At 63.8% G+C, this 22075-nt stretch carries 20 protein-coding genes; 18 read left to right on the top strand and 2 right to left on the bottom strand.

Annotation, left to right across the window (positions count from 1 at the left end):
- Positions 1–100: 100 nt before the first annotated feature.
- Positions 101–370, top strand: coding sequence for a hypothetical protein (locus tag LGR54_RS17505; protein WP_230363271.1), 270 nt, complete (start codon positions 101–103; stop codon positions 368–370).
- Here the strand turns inward: LGR54_RS17505 and LGR54_RS17500 are convergent.
- Positions 359–1417, bottom strand: a complete 1059-nt coding sequence (locus LGR54_RS17500) for an ABC transporter substrate-binding protein (RefSeq protein ID WP_230363270.1) — start codon at positions 1415–1417, stop codon at positions 359–361. The genes LGR54_RS17505 and LGR54_RS17500 overlap by 12 nt on opposite strands.
- 321 nt (positions 1418–1738) lie before the next feature.
- Here LGR54_RS17500 and LGR54_RS17495 point away from each other — a divergent pair, with 321 nt between their 5' ends.
- Entirely contained in the window at positions 1739–2563 is an 825-nt protein-coding gene (locus LGR54_RS17495; RefSeq protein ID WP_230363269.1) for a TetR/AcrR family transcriptional regulator, read from the top strand.
- Positions 2564–2653: 90 nt separating this feature from the next.
- On the opposite strand, the gene LGR54_RS17490 is transcribed toward LGR54_RS17495, so the two are convergent.
- Positions 2654–3724 (bottom strand): Gfo/Idh/MocA family protein, encoded by a 1071-nt coding sequence (locus LGR54_RS17490; RefSeq protein ID WP_230363268.1) that lies wholly within the window; start codon positions 3722–3724, stop codon positions 2654–2656.
- A 163-nt stretch (positions 3725–3887) separates the two neighbouring features.
- Between LGR54_RS17490 and LGR54_RS17485 the strand changes: the two genes are divergently transcribed.
- The 16 genes from LGR54_RS17485 (at position 3888) to LGR54_RS17410 (ending at position 22075) form a co-directional block, all read left to right on the top strand.
- Positions 3888–5564 (top strand): thiamine pyrophosphate-binding protein, encoded by a 1677-nt coding sequence (locus tag LGR54_RS17485; protein WP_230363267.1) that lies wholly within the window; start codon positions 3888–3890, stop codon positions 5562–5564.
- 98 nt (positions 5565–5662) lie between these two features.
- Positions 5663–6703: a ketopantoate reductase family protein gene (locus LGR54_RS17480; protein WP_230363266.1), complete on the top strand. Its 1041-nt coding sequence runs from the start codon at positions 5663–5665 to the stop codon at positions 6701–6703.
- Positions 6704–6769: 66 nt separating this feature from the next.
- On the top strand, positions 6770–8452 hold the full coding sequence (locus LGR54_RS17475; RefSeq protein WP_230363265.1) for a thiamine pyrophosphate-binding protein: 1683 nt from the start codon (positions 6770–6772) through the stop codon (positions 8450–8452).
- A 65-nt stretch (positions 8453–8517) separates the two neighbouring features.
- The gene (locus LGR54_RS17470) at positions 8518–8805 is read left to right on the top strand and encodes a hypothetical protein (protein WP_230363264.1); all 288 of its coding nucleotides are present in this window, start codon (positions 8518–8520) and stop codon (positions 8803–8805) included.
- 1089 nt (positions 8806–9894) lie between these two features.
- The gene (locus LGR54_RS17465) at positions 9895–10944 is read left to right on the top strand and encodes an ABC transporter substrate-binding protein (RefSeq protein WP_230363263.1); all 1050 of its coding nucleotides are present in this window, start codon (positions 9895–9897) and stop codon (positions 10942–10944) included.
- Positions 10945–11154: 210 nt separating this feature from the next.
- Complete coding sequence (locus LGR54_RS17460; RefSeq protein ID WP_230363262.1) at positions 11155–12927, top strand: iron ABC transporter permease; 1773 nt, start codon at positions 11155–11157, stop codon at positions 12925–12927.
- Positions 12928–12938: 11 nt separating this feature from the next.
- On the top strand, positions 12939–14072 hold the full coding sequence (locus LGR54_RS17455; protein WP_230363261.1) for an ABC transporter ATP-binding protein: 1134 nt from the start codon (positions 12939–12941) through the stop codon (positions 14070–14072).
- Positions 14073–14097: 25 nt separating this feature from the next.
- Positions 14098–15351: an LVIVD repeat-containing protein gene (locus LGR54_RS17450; RefSeq protein ID WP_230363260.1), complete on the top strand. Its 1254-nt coding sequence runs from the start codon at positions 14098–14100 to the stop codon at positions 15349–15351.
- A 24-nt stretch (positions 15352–15375) separates the two neighbouring features.
- Positions 15376–16248 carry an MBL fold metallo-hydrolase gene (locus tag LGR54_RS17445; RefSeq protein ID WP_230363259.1) on the top strand — a complete coding sequence of 291 codons (873 nt, stop codon included), beginning with the start codon at positions 15376–15378 and terminating at the stop codon, positions 16246–16248.
- Positions 16248–16685 carry a PPC domain-containing DNA-binding protein gene (locus LGR54_RS17440; protein WP_230363258.1) on the top strand — a complete coding sequence of 146 codons (438 nt, stop codon included), beginning with the start codon at positions 16248–16250 and terminating at the stop codon, positions 16683–16685. Before LGR54_RS17445 ends, LGR54_RS17440 begins: the two co-directional genes overlap by 1 nt.
- Before the next feature lie 262 nt (positions 16686–16947).
- Complete coding sequence (gene mce, locus LGR54_RS17435) at positions 16948–17364, top strand: methylmalonyl-CoA epimerase (RefSeq protein WP_230363257.1); 417 nt, start codon at positions 16948–16950, stop codon at positions 17362–17364.
- Positions 17365–17452: 88 nt separating this feature from the next.
- A complete protein-coding gene (locus tag LGR54_RS17430) occupies positions 17453–18322 on the top strand; it encodes an enoyl-CoA hydratase-related protein (protein WP_230363256.1) in 870 nt (289 codons plus the stop codon).
- The gene (locus LGR54_RS17425; RefSeq protein WP_255607679.1) at positions 18319–19530 is read left to right on the top strand and encodes a CaiB/BaiF CoA-transferase family protein; all 1212 of its coding nucleotides are present in this window, start codon (positions 18319–18321) and stop codon (positions 19528–19530) included. The genes LGR54_RS17430 and LGR54_RS17425 overlap by 4 nt, the downstream gene beginning before the upstream one ends.
- 1 nt (position 19531) lies before the next feature.
- Positions 19532–20413 (top strand): CoA transferase subunit A, encoded by an 882-nt coding sequence (locus LGR54_RS17420; RefSeq protein ID WP_230363254.1) that lies wholly within the window; start codon positions 19532–19534, stop codon positions 20411–20413.
- Positions 20410–21159: a CoA-transferase subunit beta gene (locus tag LGR54_RS17415; protein WP_230363253.1), complete on the top strand. Its 750-nt coding sequence runs from the start codon at positions 20410–20412 to the stop codon at positions 21157–21159. Before LGR54_RS17420 ends, LGR54_RS17415 begins: the two co-directional genes overlap by 4 nt.
- Before the next feature lie 127 nt (positions 21160–21286).
- Positions 21287–22075: a GntR family transcriptional regulator gene (locus LGR54_RS17410; protein ID WP_230363252.1), complete on the top strand. Its 789-nt coding sequence runs from the start codon at positions 21287–21289 to the stop codon at positions 22073–22075.

Raw genomic sequence — 22075 nt, 5'->3', positions numbered from 1 at the left:
TCCCACGGAGGACCGCTGGAAGCACGATGGCGTCCGCGCCATCGAGGAACCGCCCGGCTCGACGACGATACCGTCCAGGCGCTGGGCATGTGCCTCAACCATGCCCACGCCGGCGCGGAGAAGGGACCGGGACGGTGACTATCCAACCCGAGCCGGAGCCGGCACGCACCGCCACGGCAAACCGAAGAGCCGGATCTATGAGGTGCGCGGCCGCGCCCGCATGCGCTGGCGCGACCGGCTGGATATGTTCACCAAGGCGGAACCGGGCGACGTCCTCGTCGTGCCGCCCTATGTCCCGCATCAGGAAATCGACGCCGGCCCGAACGAATCGCCGGAAGGCGTGCTGTCCGGATTTCCGCTAGCGGCCTGAGGGGAAGCCCCAATCGGTCACGATGGCCTTGCTTGCCTTGCTTTGCGCAGCGCCGTCCGATTCCCAGCCCGCCCAATAAGGTTCGGCACCCGCAGCCTTCACATATTGATACGCGTCGGTGCCCGGCTGCAACGGATTGCTCTGGCCGAAAGCGTCATACGCCTTGGCCCCATCGGTCGCCATGTAGGCGGCGAGCAGGATGGCGGCATTCGGCGATTTACCGCCCTTCATGACCGCCAGCGCCTCTCCCACCTGGAAGGGGAACAGCTTGGGCACGACGACGCCGAGCGGCGCATTGGGATCACTTCGCAGGATGGTCTTGATCGCATGGTATTGGATACCGCAGAGCATGGAATATTCGCCCGCGGCGAGCAATGAAACGGCAGAATTTGTGGTCGACAGCCAGACGGGATCGTTCGCCTTCAGGGCCTTTTGATAGGCGTCGCCCTTTTCGGGACCCCATTTGATATATTGCTGAACAAAGGCGAGCGGACGGGAATAGACACCAACCTTTCCTTTCCACTTGGGATCGGCGCAATCTTCCCAATCCTTCGGCGCATCGGCCTTCTGGACCAGCTTCGTATTATAGGCGAGGACGAATTGGTTCATGCCGGTGCCGAGGAAATAGCCCTTCGGACTGATCACCGTGGGAGCGATCTCGGGAAAGAGCTTGGCCCATTCCACCGGCACGATCGTCCCGGAATTGATGAACTTGTCGCGAAGCTCACCCGAGACATTGACGAGGTCGGTGGCGACATGGCCAGACAGGGCCTCGTTGAGGATGCGCTCGCGATCGTCGAGACCGCTGACGAACTCGAGCTCGAAGTCGAGTCCATACTTTTTCTTGAACTCGCGCTTGGTGTCGTCGACGATCTCGCCGCGCCAGGTCGTCGCGATGTGAAGCGGCGGCTCCTTCTTGGCCAGCGCGATGATTTCCTCGACGGTCTCGCCAATCTTCGCCTGACTGCCCGAGACAGAGCCCACGAGCGCGACAAGCGCCACCAGGCACGACAAGGCACCGGTTTTCGCGGCACACGAAATTTCCATTGGTTTCTCCCTAGGATGTCCGGACATCGGCTTCCACAGACACATGGGCACGATGCCGCCTTGACCGGCGCTCGCTCAGAAGCGATGGATTTGGCGCAGCCGGTGGCCTTTTCTTGATAATATTCTCGTATATGATTTAAACGAACGTGTAAATCATGAAATGTCTGGACCTCACCGGAAGCGCCTTGAAGCAAGCAGCTTCCTCGACGCTGCCATGAGCGCGAAGCCGCGCACCTCTCGGGCCCCGCAGCGCGAACTCATTGACCAGAGTGGCGAGAGCGGGTTAGTATTATTCATACGTTTGTTTCAAGAGATTGATGGATGGCAACGGTCCGCAAGCAGGCAAGCACCCCCGGCGCGGCGACACGCGAACGGATACTCGATGCGGCGCGCGACCTGTTCGCCGAGCACGGCGTGCAGGCGGTGAGCCTTCGCGAGCTGACCAGCCATGCCGGGGTCAATCTCGCGGCGATCCACTATCATTTCGGCTCGAAGGAAGCCTTGCTCGCCGAGCTGTTTTCCCGGAGCTCGCAGCCGATCGTCCAGTGGCGCCTGGAACTCCTCGCCAAGGTCCGCCGCGAGCCCGACGGCCGCCCCGTCCTGGAAGACGTGCTCGAGGCCTTTCTGCGCCCCGCGCTTTCCTCCGGACGGCGGCAGAATGCCACCTTCGTGCGACTGCGGGCCCGCCTCGCACTGGAGCGGAACGAGGCGACACGGCGGATACTGCGCGACACGTTCGACGAGTCCAGCCAGGAAGTGATCGCGGCCATCGCCGAGGCCCTGCCCGACTTGCCGGAACTCGAACTCTACTGGCGGTTCCATTTCTTGATCGGCTCGATGTTCTACACGATGGCGGATTCCGGCCGCATCCAGTCCCTGTCCGGCGGCAAATGCGATCCGGGTAATGTCGAGGAAGTGCTCGCCCGGCTCGTGCCGATCTTCGCCAATGTGTTTCGCGAAGGGTGCAACGCGGCGCCGGTTGCCGCGCCGTCGCCGCTGCGGGAGCCCACGGTCGAAACCAACGCGGCGGGAGAGCCGAGCCCGGCCAAGCCGCGCAAGGCCAAGTTGAACGAGGCCAAATCGGGCGCAGCCAAGTCGAGCGCTGCCAAGCCGAGCAAGACCCGACGTCCGGCCCGCACCTCCTAGCGCGCTTCCCCGGCCAGGACCGCCCCTTCCCGCCGACGCGAAGCGGGGCGCCGGCGGGATCCATGCCCGGCGCCTGCCCGGCGACATCCTTCAGGCGAGAGACACCACGTCGCGCGTCCGGGCGGCTTCCTCGATCGCGGCGGTCAGCCGAAGCGTCGTGCGCGCCTGCTCCGCCGTCGAATGCGGGCACGGGGAACCGGTGGCCAGGTGATCGAGCCAGGAGCGCGTCTCCTCGCCCAGCGGCCCCCAGAAGCCTCCGAGCGCCTTGTTGCCCGAGGCGTTGCTAATCATCAGGCCATGCTCCATCTTGTGGCCGACATAGCCGTGGGTGACGCCCTCCTCGCTATGGATGATGTTCTCCTGGTGATCCTGGTCGAAGAACGCCACGCCCTTGTCACCGAGAATCTCGACCCGAACCAGCCGGCCATGGGTGGGGTAGTTGGCCGGCAGCGCATAGCCGACGCCGAAATTGATGATCGCCCCATTGGCGTAGGTGACGATCGCCCAGGTGGATTCGTCGGCGTCGTAGCCGAGCGCGCGATAGGCGACGCCATGCGCGCGCGCGATGACCTCGACCGGCTGGGTATCTTCCATGTACCAGCCGAACAGGTCGACCAGGTAGGTCAGCGCATCCTTGACGAAGGTCGCGTCGGCCGAGCGCTTGATGATCTCGATGCCGTGCGCCTTGGTGTTGTAGAGCCGGCTGGTACCGGAGACGATCTGCCCGAGCTTGCCGTCCAGCACATGCTGCTTGCCCACGAGATAGCTGCGGTTGAACCGCAGGCTGTAGGCGACGTGCAGGCTCGCTCCGTTGTGCCGCGAGGCGGCGATCATCCGGTCGGCATCCGCCACCGTGAGCGCGATGGGCTTCTCGACGAGAACCGGCTTGCCGAGTTCCAGCGCCTGGATGGCGGGGATGGCGTGCTCCGGTTCGCTGGTCGAGACGATCACGGCGTTCACCCGCTCATCTCGGATGATGTCGTGATTGTCCGTCGAAGCCCGGTCCGCGCCAGTGCCGTCGCACACGGCCCGGGCGCGCTCCTCCTTGATGTCCGACACGGCGACATAGCCGACGGCCGGATGAGCCACCGCCATTCCTGCCCGCAGCGCGCCCATGCGCCCCGCCCCGACAATGGCCACGCCCAGTTGGTTTCGACGCATGGCGGCTCCTCCCGAACCAAAAATGAGTTATTCGTTTGAAATATTCGTTGCAAACGAACGAATGATCGATCTATATCCGTCCCATGCGGTGACCGCAAGCTGAGATCCGGCATCAGATCGGAAGGGCACCGCCACCCCGGAAACGCATGGAGAAGCCCGGCCAATGGCAAAGCTGACAGGCGCACAGGCCCTCGCGCAGATGCTGGACGGATACGGCATCACCCACATTTTCATGGTGCCGGCCATCCTGCGCCGGACCATGGCCGAGCTCGAATCCCGTACCTCCATCAAGCGGCTGCACGTTCATGGCGAGGCCTCGGCGGCCTACATGGCGGATGGCTATGCGCGCGCGGCGCGCCGGCCCGCCATCTGCATGGCGCAGGTCATCGGTGCGCATAACCTCGCTGCCGGGCTGCGCGATGCCTATCTCGCTCATGCCCCGGTCATCGCGATGACCGGCGGGCGGGATGCGGCGACCAAGTTTCGCAAGGTGTATCAGGAGGTCGACGACATCCCCTCCTTCGAATCCGTCACCAAGCTCAACGCCACCATCGACGATGCCCGGCGCATTCCCGATATGCTGCGGCAAGCTTTCCGCGCCGCAGTCAGCGGCACGCCGGGGCCGGTTCATCTGCAATTTCGCGGCAATGAAGGCCAGGTGGATCAGGAGGAACTCGACGCGGATCTCTATGTGGAGCCGGAATTCGCGGCCGTTCCGCCGTTCCGCCCGCGTCCCGATCCGCAAGCCGTGAAGCAGGCCCTGCAGGCCCTGCAGGCCGCCGAGCGGCCGGTGATCGTGGCCGGCGGCGGCGTGTGCGCCTCAGGCGCCGCCGCCGAACTCGTCGCACTCGCCGAGAAGCTCGGCATCCCCGTGGCGACCTCGCTGAACGGCAAGGACACGATCCCCGGCACGCACGAGCTGTCCGTGGGCGTGGTCGGCACCTATTCGCGCGGCGCGGCGAACCGGGTCGTCAAGGAGGCGGACCTCGTCTGTTACATCGGCAGCGAGACCGGCAGCATGACCACCGCCTTCTGGCAGGTGCCGAAATTCGGCACGCCGGCGGTGCAGATCGACATCAATCCGGAAAGCCTCGGCCGGAACTACAAGCTGCAGGCGTCCGTCCTGGCGGATGCGAAGATGGCGCTGCTGGCCCTGCTCGACCTCGCCGAGGCGGGGAGCGCGGCACGGCTCAAGGACTGGATCGCGCATGTCGCCCGGACCAAGGGCGAGTGGCGCGCCGAATATGATGGCCTGTTGCGCTCCGATGCGATGCCGATTCGTCCCGAACGCATCTGTGACGAGCTCACGCGGCACATGCCGGACGACGCCGTGGTGGTCGTCGACACCGGTCATGGCGGCATGTGGATGGGCGGCATGTTCGATCTGCGCAGCCCCCGGCAGAGCTACATTCGCAGCGCCGGCCACCTTGGATGGGCCTTCCCGGCCGGCCTCGGCGCCAAATGCGCGCATCCGGACCGCCCGGTGGTGACCTTCACCGGCGATGCGGGCTTCTGGTACCACATTGCCGAGATCGAGACGGCGGTGCGCTGGGGCATCAACAGCGTCACCGTGGTCAATAATAATCGCTCGGGCAACCAGTCCATGCGGGGCTTCGACCGGGCCTATGGCGGCAAGCAGACCGACAAGGCACGCGAACTCTGGACCTTCACCGAGGTGAATTTCGCGCGGCTGGCGGAAAACATGGGCGCACTGGGCCTTCGGGTGGAAAAACCGGCTGATTTTGCCCCGGCCCTCGAGAAGGCGCTCGCGGCGAACCGGCCGGTCATCATCGACTGCGTGACCGACCTCGAGGCCGTGGCTCCCGCGGCGATCATCTGATTAGCCGTCGCATCGGCGGGCGAAGCTGTGTCATGACTTCGCACGCAAAACAAAACTTCGCACGCAAAACAAAAACAGACGACTAGCGGGAGGAAGCGATGACGACGAAAATCGCGGTGCTCGGCTCGGGCGCCAATGGTAGCTGTCTCGCCGCCGATCTGGCCAATGCCGGCCTCGACGTGGTTCTGATCGATCAATGGCCGGCACATGTGGAGGCCATCCGCGCCAACGGCCTCCACATCAGGATGCGGCAGGGAGAGCTCCGGGCGCGATTGCCCGCGCATCACCTGTGCGATCTGGCGTCGATGCGCACGCGTTTCGACGTCGTCTTCCTGGTCACCAAGATCTACGACACGCGCTGGCATGCCGAGCTGATCAAACCCTATCTCAGCGATGACGGCTTCCTGATCGGCGCCCAGAACGGCATGACGGCGCAGATGATCGCCGACATTGTGGGCCCGTCACGCACGCTCGGCTGTGCCGTCGAGCTCTCCTCGGCCTGCTTCGTGCCTGGAGAGATCAAGCGCAACACGGCGCCGGACCGGACATGGTTCGGGCTGGGCAGCCTTCATCCCACCACCATCGGACGCGAACAGGTCGTGGCGGAGGTGCTGCGCCACGCGGGCAAGGTCGAGATGGTGGAGGACATCCTCTCGGCCAAGTACATGAAGCTTGTGCTCAACTCGATGACCTTGGGCACGATGGCGATGACCGGCGGAGAACTGAACGACGTCCAGCCCGCCGGCATGAACGAGTTGATGATGAAGCTGGGCTCGGAGGCGCTCGCCGTCGGCAGCGAACTCGGCCATGCCGTCGTGCCGATCTTCGGCCTCACGCGTCAGGAAATGGAAGGCAGCAACAATCTGCTGACCAAGCTGATCGACAAGATCAACCACGACATCGGGCCGGGACGCGGCCCCAACACGACGCTGCAGGACCACATGAAGGGGCGCCTCAGCGAAGTGGACATGATCAACGGCCTCGTCGTCGAGCAGGGCGAGCGGTTTGGAATCGCGACCCCCGCCAACAGGGCGATGGTCGAGGTGACCCGCCGCATCCATGCCGGACTGCTGAAACCCGATCCGTCGAATCTCGCCCTCGCTCTGGAACTCGCAGGAGTCGAGCTGGCGTCCGCGTGACCTGTCGCCTGCGTGCCGGCCGGCGGCCGGCATCCGTATCGCCCTCGCGCAAGGATATGGACTGCAATGAGAAACGATGTTCCCGGCTATGAACTACTGGCCCGAGCCTATTATGCGGAAGGCGTGCGCGCCCATTTCACGCTCATGGGCGATGGCAACATGCATTGGGCCATCGCCCTTTCGGAACGGGAGGGCGTGCAGACCATCCATGCGCGCCACGAACATTGCGCCTGCGGCATGGCCATCGGCTACGCCATCGCGACCGGCGAGGTCGGCGTCGCCTCGGTGACGCTCGGGCCGGGCTTCACCCAGACGATGACCGCCCTGACGACCGCCGCCCGCGCACATGTGCCGATGGTGCTGTTCACCGGGGAAATGCCGGTCAATCCCGAAAACGCCAAATGGTATAATCAGGGCCTGGACCAGGCCCCGCTCGCTCTAGCCACCGGTGCCGAGTACATCTCGGCTCGCAGCCTCGGGCGCCTGCTCCCCAGCGTGCGCGAAGCGTTTTACAAGGCGCGCACCGAGCGCAAGCCCGTCGTCCTCGGAATACCATTCGACCTGCAGAAGCAGCGCGTTCAGGTGGAGGCCTATCGACCCTCCACGGACTTCCTTCCAAGGCTTCACCCCCTCCCCCCGGCCGCCGCGGCCGTCGGGGAGGTGGTGGAGCGCATCCGCTCCAGCCGCCATCCCATCATCATTGCCGGACGCGGCGTCGTTTCCTCGGATGCCGGCGATGCGGTACGCGCTCTTGCGCAGCGCTCCGGAGCCTTGCTGTCCACGACACTGCCGGCGCGCGGCCTGTTCGACGACGATCCCTTCAATCTGGGCATCGCCGGCGGCTTCTCCGGTCCGGCCGCACGCGAGGAGTTTGGCCGCGCGGATCTCGTCATCGCCATCGGCGCGAGCCTGACGTCCTACACGGCGGACGGGGGCAGCCTGTTTCCCGATGCCTTTGTCGTCCAGATCGATGCAAATCCGGTCGGCTTGAAAGACGGCGTGGCCTCGGCCGATCTCTATGTCCGGTCCGACGCGCGCGAAGCGGCGGAGGCGATCTGTGCGCAGCTAGATCGCGATGGCGACGCCGCCGACGACGAGCCGCGCGCGCGCACCGGCGATGTCGTCTCCCGCATCCAGGAGTATTCAACCCATCGCGACGCCTACCCCGAGGTCGCCGGCACGGTGGACCCGCGAGACTTCATTTCGGAACTCGACGACGTCCTGCCCAAGGATTGGGACATTGTGAGCGGCACCGGGCATTGCGCCTATTTTCATTCGCAGATGAAAAACCGGCGGCCGGAAAACTATCACGTCATTCGCGAGTTCGGTGCAATCGGCAACGGCCTTTCGATCGCCATCGGCGTAGCCGTGGCGAAGGGGACGGATCGCGTGATCCTGATCGAAGGCGACGGCAGCCTGATCATGCATATCCAGGAACTCGAGACCATCAAGCGTCAGGGCATCAAGCTGCTGATCTGCGTCCTGAACGACGGGGCCTACGGCGCGGAGATCCATAAACTCCGGGCCGAAGGCATCGACGAAAGCTCGGCCGTCTTCGGGCGTACCGATTTTGCCTCCATCGCAGAAGGATTCGGCCTGCGCGGACGAACCGTCACCTCCGCCGGCGAACTCGCCGAACTGTTCGCTTCCTATGAAAATCAGGATCAGGCGGAGGTGTGGAACGTGCACATATCCGATCAGGTGCTCGCACCGATCATGAAGAGGCTCGTGTCGCGCGGCCTGAGATAGGCGTATTGACGTCGCGGCGAGCCGTGTCCACCTTTTCTGCAACAAGCAAAGGAACGGGAGGAACCATGTGCGAGGATTGCGACGACTACGATGACGACGTCCAGGACCCGCACGCGGGATTTGCGCTGGACGACATCATCGATGCCGCTCGTTTTGTCGAGGCGGAGCTTCCCGGCCCCGCCGTTTCGGAAGACGCCTGGGCGGTCTATTTCGGTCGAAAGGGCGGCTGCATAGACAGCCGGAGCTTCGAACGGATGGAGCGCAGCCGCGAGGCCGCGCTCGTCCTGTTGACCACCATGCGTCAGCGTGCCCCCCGGGCCGCCCAATCGCCATCGCCAGCGCACGCTTCATAAATCCGGACTTGGCGATGAGCAGCGGCGTCACGATCGACTTCGCTGCCCATCTCCGGGTCCATCCACTCCACGATCCCGACCTTCAATCGACGCCTCCACTGGCCCCTCGCCGGAGCGCGACGTCGCCAGCGCCTACGCCTCTTCTGCGATACGCCGCTATTTGTCCGGACTTATTGAGCCACCGAACGACAAACCCGGCGGTGACTTCTCCACGCTCCGGAACGGCACGGGTCACCCGAGGGGACACCTGATGAGCGCAGCCTTCATCCACGATGCCATTCGCACGTCGACCGGCCGGCTCGGCGGCGGCCTCTGCTGGAGGCCCCGCCGATGACCTCAACGCGGCTTCACTGCATGCGCCAACGGTGTGCCATCTCGATCCGGCCTCGTGACCGTCGACGGCGCGAGAGGCGGCTACCTGATCAGGCTGGCGGAGACGATCGCTGCGCCCGACGCACCCCGCCGCCCAAGGGAGCCCCCGGTCGATCTTTCGATAACCCCATCAATCGCTTGCCTCGCACTGGCAAGAATACCTCCTTGCCGGTGCCCACTCTGTTCGCCAAGAAGATACTTCGCTTTTTTCCCTCGCGGCGCGACGCATGTCTGGCGGGAAGCTTTCCCCTATCGAACGCAGAAGGCGCACTCCCCAGCGTGGCAAAACTCCACCCTACACACCCGTGGTGGCGCCATCGCTCCGGATCGATCGGTGGAAATGCCCGAAACTTGGCGCCGGGAGCAACCACCCGGAGCTCACTATTTCGGGTGCCTTTGGGCACCGGCAGCAAGATGTATCGGCGCCGGCCGGCCATCGCCATCGGCTCGACACGGGTCTATGCTCGCGGCAGACAAAGCCGCACATCGTGCACTCGTCTCGACATGCGACGCATGAAGTATTGTATTTGTAATACCAGATTTCGCGCCTCTTCACTTTCATGCGAGGCCATACCGCCTACGGAATTTGTACGGCACTCTTCCCTTCTTCTTGCAGAATCAATATTGCAATTTGTCCAGACATGAGATTTCATACAGCCACGCTGACAGAAACGCTCAGCGCGGGAGCCAAAGGCTCCGATAAAGCGGGAGGAAATCATGTCCGTACATATTTGGGGACGTGCTGCAGCGTCGCTCTGCCTCGGCAGTGCTCTGTTGTTCGCTTCGGGCGCGCACGCCGAAGTAGGCAGCACCCTCGAACAGATTATTCAGCTGGCAAAGAAGGAGCCTCCACTGCAGATCGCCACGCAGTGGGCCGGCCCGATCATCAGCGAATCGAAGAAAGCTTTCCAGGAGAAGTATGGCCTTGTCGTCGAACACCAGTTCGTCAGCGGCCTCGACGACCGTGAGCGCATTCTCAACGAAGCCCTCACCGGGCGCGTCAATGTCGACCTCGTCGCCGTGTCCGGGGATCTGCGCGACAAGTTCGTCAGCGCCGGGGTCCTGCAGAAGGTCGACTGGTCGAAGCTTTTCCCGGACATTTCACCGGCCATGATCAGTCCGAACGGCTACTATCTTGGCACCGGCATCAACCAGTTCGTCATTGCCTACAACAACAAGCTCGTCTCGGCTGCCGACGCGCCGAAGAACTGGTCGGACTGCCTGGACCCCAAATGGAAGGGCAAGGTCGGCGTCTATTCGCGCCCGCTCGCCTTCGTTCAGCTCTACATCAAGTGGGGACCCGATCGCAGCACGGAATACCATACGGCACTTAAGAACAACCAGCCGGTATGGGTATCGTCTCCCAACAACGTCGCGTCACTTCTTGCTTCCGGTGAATATTCGATCGTCTGCGGCATCGGATATCAGCATCTTAAGACCATTCTCTACAACGATCCGTCATCGCCGATCTCCATCGTCGTGCCCAAGGAATATCCCTACCAGGTCGGCGAAGCAGTGGCGGTGATGAAGGGCGGCAAGGCGCCGAATTCGGCGATCCTGTTTGCCGGTTTCATGGCGACGGATGGCGCGAAATACTATGACCTCTTCGGTCAGAGCAATCCGCTGAAGGAAGGCACGGAAGCCCAAGCCATGGTTTCGAAGGCTGGCGCCGAGCCTTTCTGGGCGGGCTGGGAATCGGACGGCAAGGCACAAAGCGTCGCCACCCGCGCCGTCGTCACCGTCTGGGGCTTTCCCACCGGCCGCTGAGCGGTCTCCCTTCATGCGACAGCCGAATTCCACCCGCGAGCTGCCGCTTCATCGGCAACCGCCGCCATGGGCATGACTGCCGGATGGTTCCGGGGTGCTGCAGCCGCCTAGCCGGCTGCAGCACGGCGCCGCCGCAGCGCCCCGAAGGTCGTTGCGGCACACGTGTCACGCTTCCGGCAGTGGCTCCCGATTCACGCCAGTGAGGACAAGATGGTGTCCATCGAAGCTAATCAGACCATTCTGCCCGCCAAGAAATTCGACCTGGTCGGGTGGGTGAGCAGAAACATCCTGCTCATTGTGGTGACCGCGATCATCGCATCCATGGTTGTCGTCCCGGTCGGGCGCCTGATCATCTCCAGCTTCCAGGAAGGGCATCCGGCATTCCCGGACGGCTGGACCCTTCAGAACTACAGCTACGCGCTGTCCCAGCCCAACTTCGTCGAAACGCTCGGCCGAACCTTCTGGATCGCGGCGGTCGGCACCGCGCTTTCGCTGGTCTGGGCGGTCGGCATGGCGTTCCTGGTGGAACGCACGGACATGCCGCTGCGCAATCTGGCTTGGGCCATCATCATCATTCCGATGGCCATGCCCGGCATTCTGTTTGCCATGGGCTGGGCCCTGCTGCTGTCGCCGAACTCCGGCGCGCTGAACGTTGTCCTGCGCGCAGTGCTTTCTCCGCTGGGCTATACGTCGAATGTCGGGCCGATCAACATCTTCTCGATCAGTGGCCTGATCTTCCTCGACAGCATACGCGGGGTGACCACCATCTTCCTCATGGTGGTCGGAAGCTTCCGCATGATGGACCCGACGCTCGAAGAAGCCGCAATGGTCTCGAAGGCCAGCCGCTTGCAGACCTTCACCAAGATTACGCTGCCGGCCCTGATGCCCGCCATTCTCGCGGCCGGCATGTATTCATTCATCCTGAGCATGGAATCCTTCGAAGCGGCGCTCGCCGTCGGCCTTCCCGGCGGGGTCTTCGTACTCAGCACGATGATTTATTTTACCACCCGCGTGCAGGCGCCCATCGATTACGGCCTGGCCGCCGTCTACGGCGTGCTGTTCATGCTGCTCATGATCGGCCTCCTCTATGTGTATCGGCGGATGATCCGCCATTCGGAGCGTTTCACCACGGTCACGGGCAAGGGCTTCCGTCCGCGCGTCATTTCAATCGGACGCTGGCGTTATGCGGCACTTGCCGCGGTAGGTTTCTACTTCCTCATCTCCACCGCCCTGCCCTTCGCCATCCTGCTGTGGACCAGCCTGCTGCCCAGCTACCGGGCTCCCTCGTTCGAGGCCCTCAACCTGGTGTCGCTCCAGAACTTCGCCAAAGTATTCACCTCTCCCGAACTGATCGAGACGGTGTGGAACACCCTCGTGCTGATGCTGCTCACCGCGACGGCGACCATGGTGCTGGCCTTCGTGGCGTCCTGGCTCATCGTGCGCAAGCATGGCAGCGCCGTGGTAACCGGCTCGCTCGACTTCATGGTCTTCATGCCGCTTGCCGTGCCCGGCATCGTCGTGGCGACGGCGCTGATGGTCGCGTTTCTGACGCCCCCTCTCAGCTTCACCGGCATTTACGGCACCATCTGGATCGTCGCGCTCGGCCTGGCCATCTCCTACCTGCCGTTCTGCACCCGCCTGATGAACGGGGCCATCGTGCAGATCCACAAGGAGTTGGAACAGGCCGCCTATGTCAGCGGGGCGACGGTGTTTCAGGCGATGATCCGGATCACGTTGCCCTTGCTCTTTCCGGCCTTCGCCGCGGGGTGGATCTGGGTCGCCGTGCACACGCTGCGCGCCTTCGCCATCCCGCTGATGCTGTCGAGCCGCGACAACAAGGTCTTCGCGGTCTTTCTCTGGGAAAATTGGGAGCAGTACGCGCCAAACGCTGCGGCGATGGGCGTGGTTCTGATCATAGCTCTTATCCCGCTTACGCTTCTTCTTCGGCGTTTCATTTCTCAACTTAGCCGCCAGCAGGGCTGAGGAGGCAGGACATGGAAGTAAATATCACCGGTCTCGGCAAGGACTTCGACTCGTTCGGCGGCCATGTCGCGGCGCTGGACAATGTGAACTTCAACATCGAGCGGGGAGAGTTCTACACCCTGCTCGGCCCGAGCGGCTGCGGCAAAAGCACGACGCTGCGGTGTATCGCGGGTCTCGAAACGCCCGACCGCGGACGCATCTCCATCGGCAACATGGTGGTGGCCGACCGCGGCGTGTTCGTGCCGCCCTATCAGCGGCCGATCGGAATGGTGTTCCAGTCCTACGCCATCTGGCCGCACATGACCGTGTTCAACAACGTCGCCTTCCCGCTGAAGCACGGCCACCGCAAGGTATCCGCGCCAGAGCGCAAGCGTCGTGTCATGGACGTCCTCGCCATGATGCAGATGGAACATCTTGCCGACCGCCCCGCCCCCTATCTCAGCGGCGGCCAGCAGCAGCGCGTCGCGCTGGCGCGAGCGCTGGTGTCGAGTTCCGAGGTGCTGCTGCTCGACGAGCCGCTGAGCAATCTCGACGCCAAGCTGCGAGAAGATCTGCGCATCGAGATCAAGGAACTGACCCGTCATCTCGGGATCACCTCGATCTATGTAACGCACGACCAGTTCGAAGCTCTTGCGATGTCCGACCGCATCGCGGTGATGTATGGCGGCAAAATCGTCCAGGAAGCGACCCCGGTCGAGCTGTACACCAACCCGGTCAATGACTTCGTCGCTCAGTTCGTCGGACGGGTGAACCTGTTTGACGCTTCCGTCGTCGAGGACGCGCGCGAGGGCATTGGGCGTGTCGAGACGCCGTATGGCACCTGGCGCTGCGCGATGCCTGCGGGTTTCAGCAAGGGCATGTCGGCAAAGCTCGCCATCCGTCCGGAAAGCCTGACCGTGGCGCCCCCCGAACGGGCAGGAGGGGGGAACATCATCGAGGGGCAGGTCAAGAAGCTCGTCTTCTTCGGCGAGGCCGTCGAGTGCCAGGTCCAGGTCGGCCAGCAGACCGTCATGACGAAGCTCGCGACCAACATCCCGGTGTCGGTCGGCGATCCGATCCGGCTGGAGTTCGAAACAAATGTTTGCCGGTTACTTCCCGCGGCGGGCGCCCCCGCCAGGTCGGTACCGGTCAAGTTGGCGTCTTAAGTCAGTTGCACAGGGATCTTGACGAATGAACAAGCCATATTTCCTGAAACCCGTGCCAGAGGCGGAAGCGCACAGCACGCTCACGAGCCCACGGCCGGAAGAGGCGCGCAATGTGCGCCTTGTGGGGCATTCCGACCTCGGTGGCTGGAACGACGCCTTCCAGATCCGCGTCCGCAACGGCGTCTGCTATGTGGCGGCCGGCGGCCTCTACGGTTCCTTCGGCCTCACCGTGCTCGATGTTTCCGATCCCACCTCGCCGAAGGTGATCAAGCAGCTCGAGCATGCGCCCAGCGCGCGCAGCCACAAGGTGCTGATCGTCGACGACGTCCTGATCATGAACGTCGACAAGAAGCCCGGCGTGGTCGACCCCGATATGAAGGGCGGCCTCGTCCTTTATGACATCAGCAATCCGCGCGACCCGAAGTTTATCCGTCACGTCGAAACGGACGGCAACGGCATCCATCGCCCGGTCTATGATCCCAAGCGCAAGCTGCTCTATAGCGGTGGGTTCAAGGATGGCTGCAACGGTCGCGTGCTGCTGATCCACGACATGAAGAATCCATCCGACCCGGAGCTGATCGGCGAGGGTTGGGTGCCGGGACAGAACGAGGCCGCGCATGAGGAGCCGACCTGGGATCTCAACCTGCTGACTCCCAAGAGCGTCGATCTTCATGAGGCTCAGCCCTACGGCAACTACGTGACCTGCGCCTGGCGGCGCGGCGGCTACGGCATGATGGATCTCACCGATTCGTCCCGGCCGCGCTTCATGTGGCGGCAGAATCCCTACGAGACGCACAACTGGTCGCCGGCCGCGCACACCTTCCTGGTTCCGGAAGGCTCGCCCTTCGGCATCCTGCTCGGCGAGACGCACACGGTGAACTGCGCGCACCCGCCCGCCTTCACCACCTTCTTCGACATGCGCAATTTCGAACATCCGATCTCGATCAGCACCTTCAATCCCTATCCGATCGATCCGATCACCATGCGCCCGAAGGACGAGTCGTGGTGCCAGCAGGGCGCCCGCTATGGCGCGCACAATACCTGGCAGTGGATGAAGGCCGACGATCTCCTTTACCTCACCTGGTTCAATGCCGGTCTTCGCATCGTCGACTGGTCGAACCCCTTCGAGCCGAAAGAGCTCGGCTACTATATCCCCGCCGGCAACTCCAAGCGCTTCTGCCCGCAGACCAACGAGGTCTTCGTCGATCGGGATACCGGGCTGATCTACATCACCGACCGCTGGGGTCTCGGCCTGCACATCCTGGAATATGTGGGCTGATCGCGGAGCACGGGAAACACCGACATGCAGAAACTTGGCAAGAATGTTTATGTCGAGACCGGCTATGACTGGGCCAACGTCGCCGCCGTGATCACCGATGAAGGCGCGGTGCTGATCGACTGCCCGGTGCGTCCGACCGACTCGGCGCACTGGCAGGAAGTCGTGCGCGGCCTGCACCCGCGCGGGGCGCGCCACCTCATCGCCACCGACTATCATGGCGACCACATCTCCGGCACCTCCTTCATCGAGGGCGTCGGCGACCGGGTGAGCTTCCTCGCGCCGCAGGTCGCCTTCGACGAGATCAGCAAGGGGGGCGACAACGCCTACTCGAAGAAGATGTTCGTCGATACGCTGAACGACCTGAAACTGACCGAGGAGGCCACCCGGCTCGCCGAGGCGGCCGTTCCCCTTCCCACCTTCTGCTGGAAGCGGTCGATGGTGCTGCACGCAGCGCCACTCACCTTCGAGATCACGCTGATGGGCGGCCACTCGCCCGGCACCTCGGCGATCCTGGTGCCGGAGGAGGGCATTCTCTTCGCCAGCGACGTGGTGAATGCCCGCGGCGGCGGCATGGGCGACGCCCATCTCGGCGACTGGATCCGGGCCCTCGAATGGATCGAGACCCTGGATGTGCACACCATCGTGCCCGGCCACGGCGATGTCTGCGACATGGAGGTGGTGCGCCGGCAGCGCGAGCGGATGGTCACCATAAAGGGCGCGGTCGCCGATCTCATCGGCAAGGGCCTCTCCCGAAGCGAGGCGATGACGGATGCGAAGCTGGAAAGCCAGTTCTTCCACGCCGACACGTCGCGCGGGGAATACTGGCTGAAGCAGCGGCGCGAGACCTTCCAGAAGGGAATTTCGCGCATCTATGACGAGGTGAAGGGAGAAGCCTGATGTACAAATCCAAAGAACTGAAGCTCGGACGCGTTTTCGAAGTTCGCTGCGAACCGGGCGACGATTACTTCACCGAAATCAACAAATTCGTTCGCGATCACAACATTCGTGCCGGGTCGGTCTTTCTGCTGGGCGCCCTCTCGGAGACCGAGATGATCTCCGGCTTTCGCACCCAGGGGGGCTACGACGTCACGCGCCACAACTTCTCCGACTGGCGCGAACTGGTCGCCTACGGCAATATTTCGTGGCCGGAAAAGCCGCCGGCGGCGCTTGGAGAAGGCGTCGTCTGGGACGAGCCGCAGCCCTTCGTCCATATCCACATGGCGTTGAGCGGTGGGCCGGGGCACAATGATGAGGTCCTGGTCGGCCATCTCAGCAACGGAAAGATAAAGGGCGGGCTCATGACGCAGATATATGAGCTGATCCCCAACAACTGACGCGTTCTCCCCGCGCGTCTGTTGTCTGTTTCCTGAATTCGTATCGCGCACGAGGCGTGACCGGGACTTCACATCCCGGTCGGCACGTTTCGTGCGCGATTTTTTTGAAGATCGGTCCAGCCGAGGCCGCGCAATCTGTCCCCCGCGCGACCGATTACTGTGCGGGCGAGCGAACGGAACAGAAAATTACCACTTGTCGGTTCTTTTTCGTTGCAACCCGAAAAGTCCGGACATATTATCGAGCCATCATCAGGAAGCCGCGATGATCGCTCCCCAGAAAATCTCGCATATCGGCATCGCGGTCCCCGATCTCGACGCCGCAGTCCGTACTTTCAAGCAGCAGTTTGGCGGCACGGCCAGCCCGCCGATCGACGTGCCCGCGCAAGGGGTCCGGATGGTCTATCTGTCCATCGCCGACATGGTGCTCGAATTGCTTTCGCCGCTGTCGGACAAGTCACCCCTGAACGGATTTCTCAAGAAAAATCCGGCAGGTGGCCTCCATCACATCGCCTTCCGGGTTGCGGACGCGCAGGAAGCGGCCCAGTCCGCCGCGGCGGAGGGGCTCGGCATCGTCGGCCCCGGCCGGCCCACGCCGGGCCACCATGGCCGGCCGATCTTCTTCCTGCATCCAAAATCCACCTGCGGCGTCCTCGTCGAGATCGAAGAGGCCGCCCGATAAGCCGCATGCGGGCATGCCGATCGTCATTGTCCGTACAAATAGACGCCCACCGGGCGCGAACCGACGCCGCGCGAGAAGGACGAATTCAATGACCGCCAATGACAAGACCTACAAGGAAATCCTGTTCGAGGTGAAGGACGGCGTCGCCTGGATCACCATCAACCGTCCCGAAGTGCGCAACGCCTTCCGCGAGCAGACGCTGGACGAACTCATCCACGCCTTCGCCTCGACGCGCAACGACCCGACCATCGCCTGCGCCGTCGTGCGTGGCGCGGGTACCCAGGCTTTCTCGGCCGGCGGCGACTTCCACGCGATGATGCGGCTCAACCGCGCCAATGGCATGCACTGGAACGACCGCATGCTCGGCCTCGCCATGACCATTCGCGGCCTGCCGATCCCGGTCATCGCCATGGTGCATGGCGCCTGCGTGGGCGGCGGACACGAGCTCGCGCTCTGGTGCGACATGGTCATCTCGGCCGAAGACGGCGTGTTCGGCCAGACCGGCGCGCGGGTCGGCGCCTGCCCGACCGTCGGCGCCACGCAGTACCTCTCCCGCATCATCGGCGAACGCCTGGCACGCGAGATGATCTTCCTGGCGCGAACCTTCACCGCCACCGAGGCGGTGCAGGTCGGCCTCATCAACAAGGTGGTTCCGAAGGCCGAGCTGGAAGCCGCCACCCTCGAATGGTGCGAGCGCATCAAGGCCCATTCCGGCCAGACGCTGCGTTCGACCAAGAAGTCGCTCAATTTCGAATCCGACCAGCTCTACGCCTCCTGGCAGCACGGCATGGAACTGCTCGGCGAAATCTGGGGCAGCGAGGAATCGCTCGAAGGGATGAACGCCTTCCTCGAGAAGCGCAAACCTGATTTCCAGCGTTTCCGCCGGGCCAACAAGGCACGCGTCGATCGGTATCTCGAAGATATCGCCGCCGACGCGAACAAGGCGCCGGCGCGATGACGGAGCCGGGGGGCCTGAAACCGGGAGCGTTGGAGGGACTGCGCGTGCTCGACCTCACGCGCGTTCTCGCCGGCCCCCAATGCGCCATGCTGCTCGGCGATCTCGGCGCGGACGTCATCAAGGTGGAGCGTCCGGGCGCGGGGGACGATACCCGCGCCTGGGGGCCGCCCTATCACGGCACCGAGGCCGCCTACTTCCTCTGCACCAACCGCAACAAGCAGGGCATCACCCTCGACCTCAAGGCCCCGGAAGCCCAGGAGATCCTGCGCGACCTGATCCGGCAGTCGGATGTGGTGATCGAGAACTTCAAGGCGGGCACGCTCGAGACCATGGGCTGCGGCGAGGATTTCTTCCGCAACGAGGCGCCCGGCACCATCCTTTGCACCATCTCCGGCTACACTGGAAAAGGGCCGCAGGCCAACATGCCCGGCTATGATTTTCTGCTGCAGGCGGAAAGCGGCCTCATGAGCATCACCGGCGAGGTCGGCGGCGATCCGACCAAGTTCGGCGTCGCCATCGTCGACATTTGCACCGGGCTTTACGCGGCCATCGCCATCCTCGGCGCCCTTCAAGCCCGCGGCCGCGGCGAGGGTGGGCAACATGTCGAGGTCTCCCTGTACACCACGGCGATCGCCTTGCTCGCCAACGTCGCCTCCAATGTGTTGGTGTCGGGAAAGAATGCCGGACGTTACGGCAACGGCCATCCCAATATCGTGCCGTATCGCTCCTTCCGCTGCGCGGATGCGGACATCGCGCTTGCCGTCGGCAATGATGGCCAGTTCGCGCGGTTCGCTGCGGCGGCAGGGCATCCGGAGTGGAGCACCGACAGCCGCTTTTCCCGCAATTCGGACCGCGTGCGCAACCGCGCCGCGCTGGATGCGCTGATCGAGAATGTCATGCCCACGCGGTCGGCGGATAGCTGGATCGCCGAGCTGCAAGCCGATGGCATTCCCTGCGGGCGCATCAACAGCGTCGCCGAGGCCCTCGCCTCCGAGCAGTCGGCCGCGACGGGCATGGTGCTGGATGTGGTGCACGGCACTGCCGGCGCCTTCCGCTCCGTCGGCATTCCGATGCAGCTGTCCGGCACGCCGCCTCGCCTGCGAAGACCGCCACCGGCGCTTGGCGAGCACACGGACAGCGTGCTGGTGCAGTTCCTCGGCATGAGCGAGGAACGTGTCGCCGCGCTGCGGGCCAGGGGGGTGGTCTGAGATGGCGGTGACAACGCTTTCGCAGGCGGTGCGCGATCATGTCAGCGAGGGGGACACGGTTTTCATCGGCGGCTTCGGCCACTGCGTCCCGTTTGCCGCCGGCCATGAGATCATCCGCCAGGGAAAACGGAACCTGACGCTGACGCGCACCGGCGCCGACATCCTGATCGACCAGTTGATCGCCGGCGGCTGCGTGTCCCGGCTCATCGTCGGCTATATCGGCAACCCCGGTATCGGCTTGGCGCACGCGTTCCGTCGCGCGCTGGAGGCCGGCTCCCTCATGCTCGAGGAATGGACGAACTTCACCCTGACCCTGCGGCTCCATGCCGGGCGCATCGGCGCGCCGTTCCTGCCGGCCCGCGCGTTACGCGCCGGCGACATGCCCAGGCACATAGCCAACCTCGCCACGGTCACCTGCCCCTATACGGGCGCCGTCCTCACGGCCGTGCCGGCCCTGTGCCCCGACGTGGCGCTCGTTCACGCGCAGCGGGCCGATGAAGACGGCAACGTCCAGCTCTGGGGCATCGATGGCGACACACGCGAAGGCGCACTGGCGAGCCGCAAGATCATCGCGACCGTCGAGGAGATCGTTCCCGCGGACCTCGTTCGCCGCTCGCCGGAACTCACCATCTTGCCGGCCCATCGTGTCAGCGCGCTGAGCGTCGTTCCCGGCGGCGCGCATCCTTCCTATGTCCACGGCTACTACACGCGCGACGATGCCCGCTTTGCCGAATATGACCGGCTGTCGCGCCGGCAGGACGAACTCGACGCCTTTCTCGCCGCACACGTGCATGGCGTGGCCGACAGGGAGGCTTACCTCGGACAATTTCCGCTCACCGATCTGAACTGGCTCGCGCATCACCGTCCCGGGCAGCGCCCATGAGCACGGAGATCGAAAGCCGCAACCTGGTCCTCGCTGCCGCCCTCGAGCTACGGGACGATGAGACCTGTTTCGTCGGCATCGGAATTCCTTCGCTTGCGGCCATGCTGGCCAAGCGGACCCATGCCCCCAGGGCGCATCTGATCTATGAATCGGGGGGTATCGGCGCCGATCCGCAGGTGCCTCCGCTTTCCACCGGCAGCCCCTGCATCGCCGAGAACGCCGCGATGCTGGGCGATTGCCTCGACGTGTTCGGAGAACTCCAAGCCGGCCGTATCGACCTCGGCCTGCTCTCGGCCGCGCAGGTCGACCGCTTCGGCAATCTCAACAGCACCGTCATCGGCCGCTACGAGAGCCCTCGCCTGCGCCTCGTCGGCAGCGGCGGCGCTCATGACATTGCGAGCCTGGCAAAGCAGGTTGTCATCCTCATGCCACACGAGCCCCGCCGCTTCGTGCCGCAGGTGGATTTCATCACCAGCCCGGGCCATTCGCTCGCCGGGAACGAGCGCGCCGCCGCGGGCCTGCGCGGCGGGCCGTCGGCGTTGATCACCGGGCGCGGGCGTTTCACGTTTGCGCGGGGCGAAATGGTCCTCGCGGAAGTCTTCGCCCCGTTCACCGTCGACGACGCGCTGGAAGGGCTGAGCTGGCAGGTACCGGTCGAGGACACCGTCATGCGGCGATCCGACTTTGCCCCAGCGGCGGCCGCAGCCTATGCCCGTCTCGACCGCCTGCCGACGGGCACGGGATAGCCCGGCAAAGCGTTGGCTGCCCCTCCCCCTACCAACTTTGTATGGACATATTCGGACGATCTCGGTATCTTAAAGCATTCGGAAGGCTGTCTTCTTCATAGATCATGCCATTCACCGGGGAACTACGATGAAGTCTGGCAGCAAGCTCAATTTAGTTCCTTCGAACAGCGACGATGGCGAGGAGACACACAGCCCGCGACACGTCGAGATCAAGACGCAGCTTGTCAACGACATCCGGTCGGGAAAGTATCCCGTCGACAAGCTGTTGCCGACGGAACTTGCGCTCTGCGAAATGTTCGACGTCAGTCGATTTACCGTTCGTCAGGCCCTGCAATCCCTTCTCGACATGGGGATGATCGAGCGGCGGCGTGGCGTCGGCACGATCGTGATCGCCGCCCGGCCTCGCGAATGCTTCGTCCAGTCGCTGAGCTCCATGACGGAGTTGCTGCGCTATCCGTCGGAAACCTACCGCCGGGATTTTTCCCGCCAGAAGCTCAAGGTCAATGCCGAGCAGGCGCACATGCTTTCCTGCAGCCCGGGCGACGAATGGGTGCGGGTGAAGGGCATTCGGCTCAGCCGCGGCTCGAAATGGCCGATCTCGGCGTCGGACATCTTCGTTCTGCCGCGCTTCGAACCGGTGTTCGACATGCCCAACCCGCGCGGAGAACCGGTCTACAGCCAGATCGAGAGCCATTTCGATCACCCCATCATGAATGCGCGCGTCGAGATCTTCGCCGGACAGATCACCGAAGAGCTGAGCAAGCATCTGGAGCTCGACGTCGGAACGCCGGCCCTGAACATGATCCGCCGCTATACGGGCAGCGATGGGAAGGTTTTCCTCGTGACCTATACGGTCCACCCGGCCAATCGATTTGCCTTCACGCTGGAACTGCAGCGCCACTGGGAGCCGGTGTAG

The organism is Ancylobacter sp. Lp-2, assembly GCF_020523795.1.
In the GTDB taxonomy this organism is placed as follows: Bacteria; Pseudomonadota; Alphaproteobacteria; order Rhizobiales; family Xanthobacteraceae; genus Ancylobacter.
This window is presented reverse-complemented; position numbering and strand designations above follow the sequence as displayed.

Bases quoted from the DNA above. Each gene is read 5' to 3' on its own strand.
- LGR54_RS17505 (WP_230363271.1), top strand. From the start codon at position 101: ATGCCCACGCCGGCGCGGAGAAGGGACCGGGACGGTGACTATCCAACC.
- LGR54_RS17500 (WP_230363270.1), bottom strand. From the start codon at position 1,417: ATGGAAATTTCGTGTGCCGCGAAAACCGGTGCCTTGTCGTGCCTGGTG.
- LGR54_RS17495 (WP_230363269.1), top strand. From the start codon at position 1,739: ATGGCAACGGTCCGCAAGCAGGCAAGCACCCCCGGCGCGGCGACACGC.
- LGR54_RS17490 (WP_230363268.1), bottom strand. From the start codon at position 3,724: ATGCGTCGAAACCAACTGGGCGTGGCCATTGTCGGGGCGGGGCGCATG.
- LGR54_RS17485 (WP_230363267.1), top strand. From the start codon at position 3,888: ATGGCAAAGCTGACAGGCGCACAGGCCCTCGCGCAGATGCTGGACGGA.
- LGR54_RS17480 (WP_230363266.1), top strand. From the start codon at position 5,663: ATGACGACGAAAATCGCGGTGCTCGGCTCGGGCGCCAATGGTAGCTGT.
- LGR54_RS17475 (WP_230363265.1), top strand. From the start codon at position 6,770: ATGAGAAACGATGTTCCCGGCTATGAACTACTGGCCCGAGCCTATTAT.
- LGR54_RS17470 (WP_230363264.1), top strand. From the start codon at position 8,518: ATGTGCGAGGATTGCGACGACTACGATGACGACGTCCAGGACCCGCAC.
- LGR54_RS17465 (WP_230363263.1), top strand. From the start codon at position 9,895: ATGTCCGTACATATTTGGGGACGTGCTGCAGCGTCGCTCTGCCTCGGC.
- LGR54_RS17460 (WP_230363262.1), top strand. From the start codon at position 11,155: ATGGTGTCCATCGAAGCTAATCAGACCATTCTGCCCGCCAAGAAATTC.
- LGR54_RS17455 (WP_230363261.1), top strand. From the start codon at position 12,939: ATGGAAGTAAATATCACCGGTCTCGGCAAGGACTTCGACTCGTTCGGC.
- LGR54_RS17450 (WP_230363260.1), top strand. From the start codon at position 14,098: ATGAACAAGCCATATTTCCTGAAACCCGTGCCAGAGGCGGAAGCGCAC.
- LGR54_RS17445 (WP_230363259.1), top strand. From the start codon at position 15,376: ATGCAGAAACTTGGCAAGAATGTTTATGTCGAGACCGGCTATGACTGG.
- LGR54_RS17440 (WP_230363258.1), top strand. From the start codon at position 16,248: ATGTACAAATCCAAAGAACTGAAGCTCGGACGCGTTTTCGAAGTTCGC.
- mce (WP_230363257.1), top strand. From the start codon at position 16,948: ATGATCGCTCCCCAGAAAATCTCGCATATCGGCATCGCGGTCCCCGAT.
- LGR54_RS17430 (WP_230363256.1), top strand. From the start codon at position 17,453: ATGACCGCCAATGACAAGACCTACAAGGAAATCCTGTTCGAGGTGAAG.
- LGR54_RS17425 (WP_255607679.1), top strand. From the start codon at position 18,319: ATGACGGAGCCGGGGGGCCTGAAACCGGGAGCGTTGGAGGGACTGCGC.
- LGR54_RS17420 (WP_230363254.1), top strand. From the start codon at position 19,532: ATGGCGGTGACAACGCTTTCGCAGGCGGTGCGCGATCATGTCAGCGAG.
- LGR54_RS17415 (WP_230363253.1), top strand. From the start codon at position 20,410: ATGAGCACGGAGATCGAAAGCCGCAACCTGGTCCTCGCTGCCGCCCTC.
- LGR54_RS17410 (WP_230363252.1), top strand. From the start codon at position 21,287: ATGAAGTCTGGCAGCAAGCTCAATTTAGTTCCTTCGAACAGCGACGAT.